This is a genomic window from Streptococcus sp. 27098_8_74, from assembly GCF_041431705.1.
In the GTDB taxonomy this organism is placed as follows: Bacteria; Bacillota; Bacilli; order Lactobacillales; family Streptococcaceae; genus Streptococcus; species Streptococcus salivarius_E.
The window spans coordinates 1-6,368 of sequence record NZ_JAPVYF010000049.1; the positions used below are offsets into that span (position 1 = coordinate 1).

Annotated in this window: 6 protein-coding genes; 2 read left to right on the plus strand and 4 right to left on the minus strand. The window is 37.1% G+C overall.

The features are described 5' to 3' along the window. Positions 1 to 49 precede the first annotated feature (49 nt). The 4 genes from O3670_RS10665 to O3670_RS10680 all read right to left on the minus strand — a co-directional run bounded on the left by O3670_RS10665 (position 50) and on the right by O3670_RS10680 (position 4,590). Positions 50 to 1,075, minus strand: coding sequence for a hypothetical protein (locus tag O3670_RS10665; RefSeq protein ID WP_371596148.1), 1,026 nt, complete (start codon positions 1,073 to 1,075; stop codon positions 50 to 52). Positions 1,076 to 1,199: 124 nt separating this feature from the next. Further along, positions 1,200 to 1,838 carry a putative bifunctional lysylphosphatidylglycerol flippase/synthetase gene (locus O3670_RS10670; RefSeq protein ID WP_371596149.1) on the minus strand — a complete coding sequence of 213 codons (639 nt, stop codon included), beginning with the start codon at positions 1,836 to 1,838 and terminating at the stop codon, positions 1,200 to 1,202. 101 nt (positions 1,839 to 1,939) lie between these two features. Then, on the minus strand, positions 1,940 to 2,887 hold the full coding sequence (locus tag O3670_RS10675) for an AEC family transporter (protein WP_371596150.1): 948 nt from the start codon (positions 2,885 to 2,887) through the stop codon (positions 1,940 to 1,942). Positions 2,888 to 2,964: 77 nt separating this feature from the next. Then, a complete protein-coding gene (locus O3670_RS10680; protein WP_347096205.1) occupies positions 2,965 to 4,590 on the minus strand; it encodes a malolactic enzyme in 1,626 nt (541 codons plus the stop codon). Positions 4,591 to 4,940: 350 nt separating this feature from the next. On the opposite strand from O3670_RS10680, the gene O3670_RS10685 reads away from it, so the two are divergent. Both O3670_RS10685 and O3670_RS10690 read left to right on the plus strand, forming a co-directional pair. After that, on the plus strand, positions 4,941 to 5,291 hold the full coding sequence (locus tag O3670_RS10685; protein WP_037598004.1) for a helix-turn-helix domain-containing protein: 351 nt from the start codon (positions 4,941 to 4,943) through the stop codon (positions 5,289 to 5,291). Positions 5,292 to 5,431: 140 nt separating this feature from the next. Next, the gene (locus O3670_RS10690; protein ID WP_368387004.1) at positions 5,432 to 6,307 is read left to right on the plus strand and encodes a LysR family transcriptional regulator; all 876 of its coding nucleotides are present in this window, start codon (positions 5,432 to 5,434) and stop codon (positions 6,305 to 6,307) included. Positions 6,308 to 6,368: the final 61 nt, after the last annotated feature.

Sequence of the window (6,368 nt, forward strand, 5' to 3'; positions counted from 1 at the left end):
AAAAAAACAAACAAAAAGTCCAAATCAAACTATTGATTTGGGCTTTTTGTTAGGTAAAGAATTTATTGGTCCTTTTTAGTCTTTTAAGGTGTTTATAGAGACCGAAGGCCCGATCCAGTTGCATAGATTCGATAGGACGTTTGCCCTTGATATAGAGATTTCCATTGGTCGCATTCATCAACCCTGTCTTAGAAATGGCATAGCCGGTAATCATCCCACTATAAAGAAATTTTTCCAATTCCTTGACATCTAAAACTCTGCTTGAAGGTTCAAGAATACCATATTCTGCTTCATAAATATCCACTAATCTTTTAAACTTATAGGCTGTTTTTATGGGCATATCTCCGACATTTCCCTTGGCATAATAATGATAGAGATTCTGTGGGCTTAAGTCTGCTGATGCTACCTCTTGACCATTGGGCGAGTAAGGTTGTGATTTAATGAAAGTATTAAGCTTGCCAATATCAATGTGAGAGTCGTTGTCATTTCCTTTAGGAATAGGGCCTTCAACCTTATCAATAATCTCTCTACGTCTTATAGTAGCCAACAATTCATAAGGTTCGACTCTAAGTCTTTTGGAGAATTTTTCCAAAGTATCAAGCGATACCGTTCCTGTTTGATTGATCAGGTTATAGTTGGTTTGAGCCATACCAGATGAGACTACAAAGGCTGTCATGCATTCTCTGACTTCCCCCTCAGTCATATCTTCCGTGATTTCCAACTTCTTGCGAATGTTGTGCCACAAGTTCTGGGTGACCTGATCAGGATCTCTTGGAAACTTAAAACCCTCATGCTGATTATCTCGAGCTAAGAGCTTCCCAAGTGTAATGTTTTTCCCAGTCACCTTGGCCAGACCGTTAGTAATGGTTACAATCTTTGGAATATTTCCCTTAGGCTTGTTCATGAAAAGCATCCGAAGACTTCCTGACGGAATCCCCGTAGCTTCTGAAAGCTCTTTGTAACTCTTCTTGTCTTTCCAAAATTCCCCCATACGAGCTTTTTCCGCATTTTCCCAGAAAAGCTCCTTAAGGGATTTGGGGGTATTCGGCTCATCCGATAATAGTCGTTTTGACATAATTGTCTCCCTCTAAAGTTGCTGTTTAAACTTAGTCCGAGTCTATTATCTCATATTTTTAATAAAAATCAAATCAATCCCTAATGGTATTGATTTTACTATATAAAAAGGATTTAGCTCCGTTTTACACAGAACTAAATCCCTTGAGGGGGATTATATCATAAATTGGTAAATTATAGCCTAAAGCATACCCAACCAAAAGAAAAAAACTTAATACGCTAGCCCAATCAAGGCCAGAAGCAAATACTAAAGATTTAATTGTCCTTCCACTCAGTTGACTAAAATAGGCCCATTTTTTCCTGTTTGAAACCAATAAAACAATTGGAAGATATAGACTAGCTCCTAAAAGAGCTGGCCAATACTTTTTAACCCCTATTGAAATAGGAAATATAATTATAAAAACTAAACTTAACAGTGCAAACAGTGAGAAACCACTCATAAAATAAGGTGTGACGCGAGAAATTCCCTGCATACTTTTTTCAGGTCGTTCCTCATCTCCATAGAAAGAATATCGTAAACCAACATCCACCAAACCGGCGAAGCCAATCATATTATTCAAGCTATTAATAGTCCAACTTGTCTCTAGTAAGTAAGATAATTTTTGTTTCTGATTAAGCTCTTTATTTAAGATTTTATCATAGAATACCATAGGTGCAACAGCCATAAAACCAAGCAAAGCTAAACTAATGACTTTTATTGGAGAGAGTTCTCCAAAGATTGCTCCAATCTTATCAAACGAAATGGTCTTAAAAAGTCTGATCATCTCTACAATAACTAGACTAGCAATAGATAAAAATAGCACAAGTTTGATAAGTCTCTGCCATTTTTCACGCCATTCAAAATTGTTCTCACAATCTCTTCCTCTTATCCTAACAAGGTTTGTAATATTGGAATAACAACGATAAATAGAACCGTACTTAGAGTCACTACATTCGTAGAGAATTCCACATCTCCTTTTCCCTGATTAGCAAGGATCGGGAGAACAGCCAAAGCTGGTGTAGCGGACTGAATCATAAAGGTCTTAAATTCTACTGTCGCCATATTTGGTGCAAAGAACTTCAATACAAGAAGCATGATTAGAGGAGCTAGGATAAAGCGTCCAACTAAAGTGACAATTGTATCTTTATCAAAAGTAATAGTTTTCAAGCCTGCCTTTGCAAGAACGATACCAATATAAATCAGAGATAGGGGAGTGACGATATTTCCAACATAGGTTAAGGTATTCGTTGCGAAATCTGGAATAGAGATTCGGAGAATCAAAAATAGTAGAGCCACAAGAAAACCTACAAGCGGAGCTGGTGGCAATTTCTTCCAGTCAAATTTACTTGTCTTCTTGCTTTGACCCGATTTACTGTCGCTCGTCATCAAATACACGCCCAATGTCCAGGTGGAAATCGTGTTGGTGATATAGTAAATTAAGAAATAAGGAAGAGCCTGATCCCCAAAAAGAGCAACGTTTAAAGGTAAACCAATAAAAATAGTATTGGCATTCACAAAGGTATTAATCATGGTTCCTCGCCGTCCTGGACGAACCCTGAAAACCACAACTGCAATATAAGCTACGATATAGCCCAAGATAAAGGCCACAAATGTATAAAGGAGACCTCCAGAAAGACTGATTAGTTTATCTAGTGTCAGGTATTTCATCACCGACACAAAGATTGACGCTGGCAAGGCTACATTCATGATCAAACGGGATAGGTTAGATCCAAAGGCATCTCCAAACCATCCCTTCACCTGAAGAATATACCCCAAAACAATGATAGCGATAATCGGAATGATACTCGTAATCGAGGTTAAAAAGAGTAACATAGGTATCCTTTCTAAATTACTTAAGTCCACAGCCCATACAAATCTGTCGCTATAGAAGGATAGACAGCAGCAGTGAATTATTTATACTCTGGATACCACTTCAAATCACGAACTGCTTTGGCCATATCTGTTTCCTTAGCACACGCAAGACCTTGCTCTTGTGCTTTTTTAGCGACTGCTTCTGCTACTTTAATAGAGACATCTGCTACATACTTGAATGGTGGCAAGACAGGAGCTCCTGGTTGGCCTGGATTGACAATACCACTCAATGAATGAGCCGCTGCTCCAATCATTTCATCAGTCAAAAGACTTGCTTCAGAAGCCAGCATACCTAGACCAAGACCTGGGTAAATCAAGGCATTATTGGCTTGACCAATCACATAGTCGACACCTTTATAAGAAACTGTATCAGCAGGAATTCCTGTTGCGACAAAAGCTTTGCCATCTGACCATTCAATCAAATCTTTGGCACTAGCTTCTGCTAGTTTGGTTGGATTTGACAAAGGGAAAATCATCGGACGTTCTGTGTTTTCACACATAGCTTCTACTATTTCTTTAGTGAAGGTATTAGGTTGAGTTGAAGTTCCTACAAGAATGGTTGGCTTCACAGTCTTCACTACTTCAAGCAGGTCAGTCAATTTGTCTGCGTTACTAAAGTCAGCACGTTTCTTAGCAAACGGTTTTTGTTCAGGGGTTAGGTCATCCATGTCATCAAAGAGAAGACCTTGTTTATCAACCATAAAGAAACGTTTATAGGCTTCTTCTTCAGAAAGACCTTCACTCACCATTTCACGAAGAACACGAGAGGCAATTCCTGCACCCGCAGTACCACCACCATAGCAGAGATAAACTTGATCTGTTAATTTTTCACCACTAATATCCAGTGAACCAAAGATACCACCCAAGGTAACGATTCCTGTACCTTGAATATCATCATTAAAAGTTGGAATTTGTTTCCGGTATTTTTCAAGAATATTGGCAGCATTCAAGCGACCGAAGTCTTCCCAGTGAAGGTAGAGTTTAGGAAAGAGACGTTCTGCTGTTTGAACAAATTGGTCAATGAAGTCGTAGTAACGATCACCGCGAACCCGTTCATGACGATTCCCTAAGTAATTAGGATTGTTACGAAGTTCTTCACGGTTAGTCCCTGCATCAATAACTAAAGGAAGGACCATAGAAGGATCGATTCCAGCAGCACCCGTATAGACCATCAATTTCCCAACAGAAATGTCGACACCATTTGTTCCCCAGTCACCGATTCCAAGGATTCCTTCTGCATCTGTTACAACAATGAGACGAATCTCGCGATCCCCAGCAGCATTTTTCAAAGTGGCTTCAATATTTTCAGGATGATTGATATCAAGATATCCCGCATATTGTGGATCTACAAAGAGGTCACTATAGCCTTCAATGGTATCTGCAATGGTTGGATCGTATACAATTGGATTGAATTCCTCCAAATGTTGAGAAAAGAGGTAATAGAAAAGAGTCCGGTTGGTATTAAAAATTTCCATTAGGAAAAGACGCTTTTCCAAATCATTGGCTTTTGTTTGCATTTGCGCATAAGTTTGCGCCGCTTGTTCTTCAATCGTTTGAACATACGGTGGCAGTAAACCAATAAGGCCTAGTTCCTTTCGCTCCTCTAAGGTAAAGGCAGTACCTTTATTGAGGAAAGGATTGTTTAAAATATCATGTGCAGTCATAGTGCAACCTCCTTTTTACTTATATTATACTACTTAAAATAGTCGTTTTAAAGAACAATGTGTTTTATAGTGTCCACTCATTTCTTTTATGTTATAATGGGCAAAAAGAATTATGACAGAATCAACTATACAACCAGTTATCATCTTTCCTCCAGATACAAATGGACAACCACTTTATCTGTGCATAACCGTATAACACATTTGTTTTACAGGCTGTATAGTAGCAACAATTGTGATGGTACTAATAGAGACTAGCATATTGAACTAATAAACAACAATATGGATTTTATAGTATACTTTGTATTGTTTAAAAAGTTATTTTTGTCATTTAAAACTTGTATTCTGTTTATATGACAACTAATAATTATCTACAAAAATATATTTCACAAAAAGTGAAATATTTTCGTAAACAAAACAAAATGAGCCAGGAGGAACTTTCGGAACAGGCAGGACTCGGACTCAAGTATATCAATCAATTAGAAAACCAAAATGTGAATCTGACCATTCACAGTCTAGAAAAAGTGATTGTCGCCTTAAACTTGACACCAGAGGACTTTTTCAATTTCAATAGCCTCGAGCCCACCACTGACCAAACCGATAATCTCTCATTGAAAAGAGTTAACATGAAGCTGAAACAAGTTCCTGTTGATAAAAGGGAGAAAATCTTAGCTATTTTTGAAGATATTCTTGATAACCTATAATCATCTCCTGACTCATCATCATATTCTAACTCAATAAAAAAGTTATAGTCAAACACATCACTACGGATAATATTTACTTATCATCTCATCTAGCCTTGTCTATGTAACTCTTTTTAACAATTTTTTGAAAGTGTGATTTTATGAATCTTAAAGACTTATACTATTTTTATGACTTAAGCAACTTGCAATCTTTCACTGAAGTAGCTCGAAAAAACGGGGTGAGTCAACCATCTATTTCTTATGCCATTAAACGTTTAGAAAAGGAGTTTCATTGCCAATTACTTGTGCATGATCCTTCACATAGGACATTTAAGCTAACTCCACAAGGTGATATATTGTTACGACATGTAAAGAAAGCTCTTCCAGAAATACAAGGTGCCCAAAAAGAAATACTTCGAAGCATTTCTCCCTATGATACAATTGGGTTTCCGCCTCTTATTATTGACTACCTTGTTCGTAAAGAGCCTGCTTTTATTGAAAATGTCTCAGCACTTCGAAACATTCACCCTATACAAGAAGGTTCTATTGAACTTCTAAACCTCTTGTCTAAGGGAGAACTAGATGCCAGTTTTATTGGAAGCTTAGAACCGATTATCGATAAACGATTTTCAGTTAAAACTCTTATGACAAGTGATCTTTATTATATTCTACCTTCAGGCCACTCATTGGCAGATAAGGAAGCTATCGCTTTCTCTGATGTTCTAAATGAAAATTTTATTATTTTAGACGAACATTTTGTTCATCTAAATGCTTTTCAACATTTGAATAATCAATATCATCATGCTGCAACACCATTCTTTCAAACAGATGATATTAATTTGCTTAAGCAACTCCTTCGTAAAAAAATTGGTATCAGTCTTCTTTCTGAAATCGCTATAACAAAGGAAGACAAAGATTTAATTTCTATCCCAATGGTTAAAGAGGAACGCATGTCGCTTTATGTTTCACTAGTTACACTTAAGGAAAATAAGCTTCATCCTGAGGTAGAAAACTTCTTCCAAGAACTATTAAATTAAAAGCAATAATACTAAGCTAATTAAGATACATCTAACAATAAAAGGAAACTCCCCTCGTACT

What these genes read in the sequence shown, in the direction of transcription:
- O3670_RS10665 (WP_371596148.1), bottom strand. Translation starts at nt 1,075, where the DNA reads ATGTCAAAACGACTATTATCGGATGAGCCGAATACCCCCAAATCCCTT.
- O3670_RS10670 (WP_371596149.1), bottom strand. Translation starts at nt 1,838, where the DNA reads ATGATCAGACTTTTTAAGACCATTTCGTTTGATAAGATTGGAGCAATC.
- O3670_RS10675 (WP_371596150.1), bottom strand. Translation starts at nt 2,887, where the DNA reads ATGTTACTCTTTTTAACCTCGATTACGAGTATCATTCCGATTATCGCT.
- O3670_RS10680 (WP_347096205.1), bottom strand. Translation starts at nt 4,590, where the DNA reads ATGACTGCACATGATATTTTAAACAATCCTTTCCTCAATAAAGGTACT.
- O3670_RS10685 (WP_037598004.1), top strand. Translation starts at nt 4,941, where the DNA reads ATGACAACTAATAATTATCTACAAAAATATATTTCACAAAAAGTGAAA.
- O3670_RS10690 (WP_368387004.1), top strand. Translation starts at nt 5,432, where the DNA reads ATGAATCTTAAAGACTTATACTATTTTTATGACTTAAGCAACTTGCAA.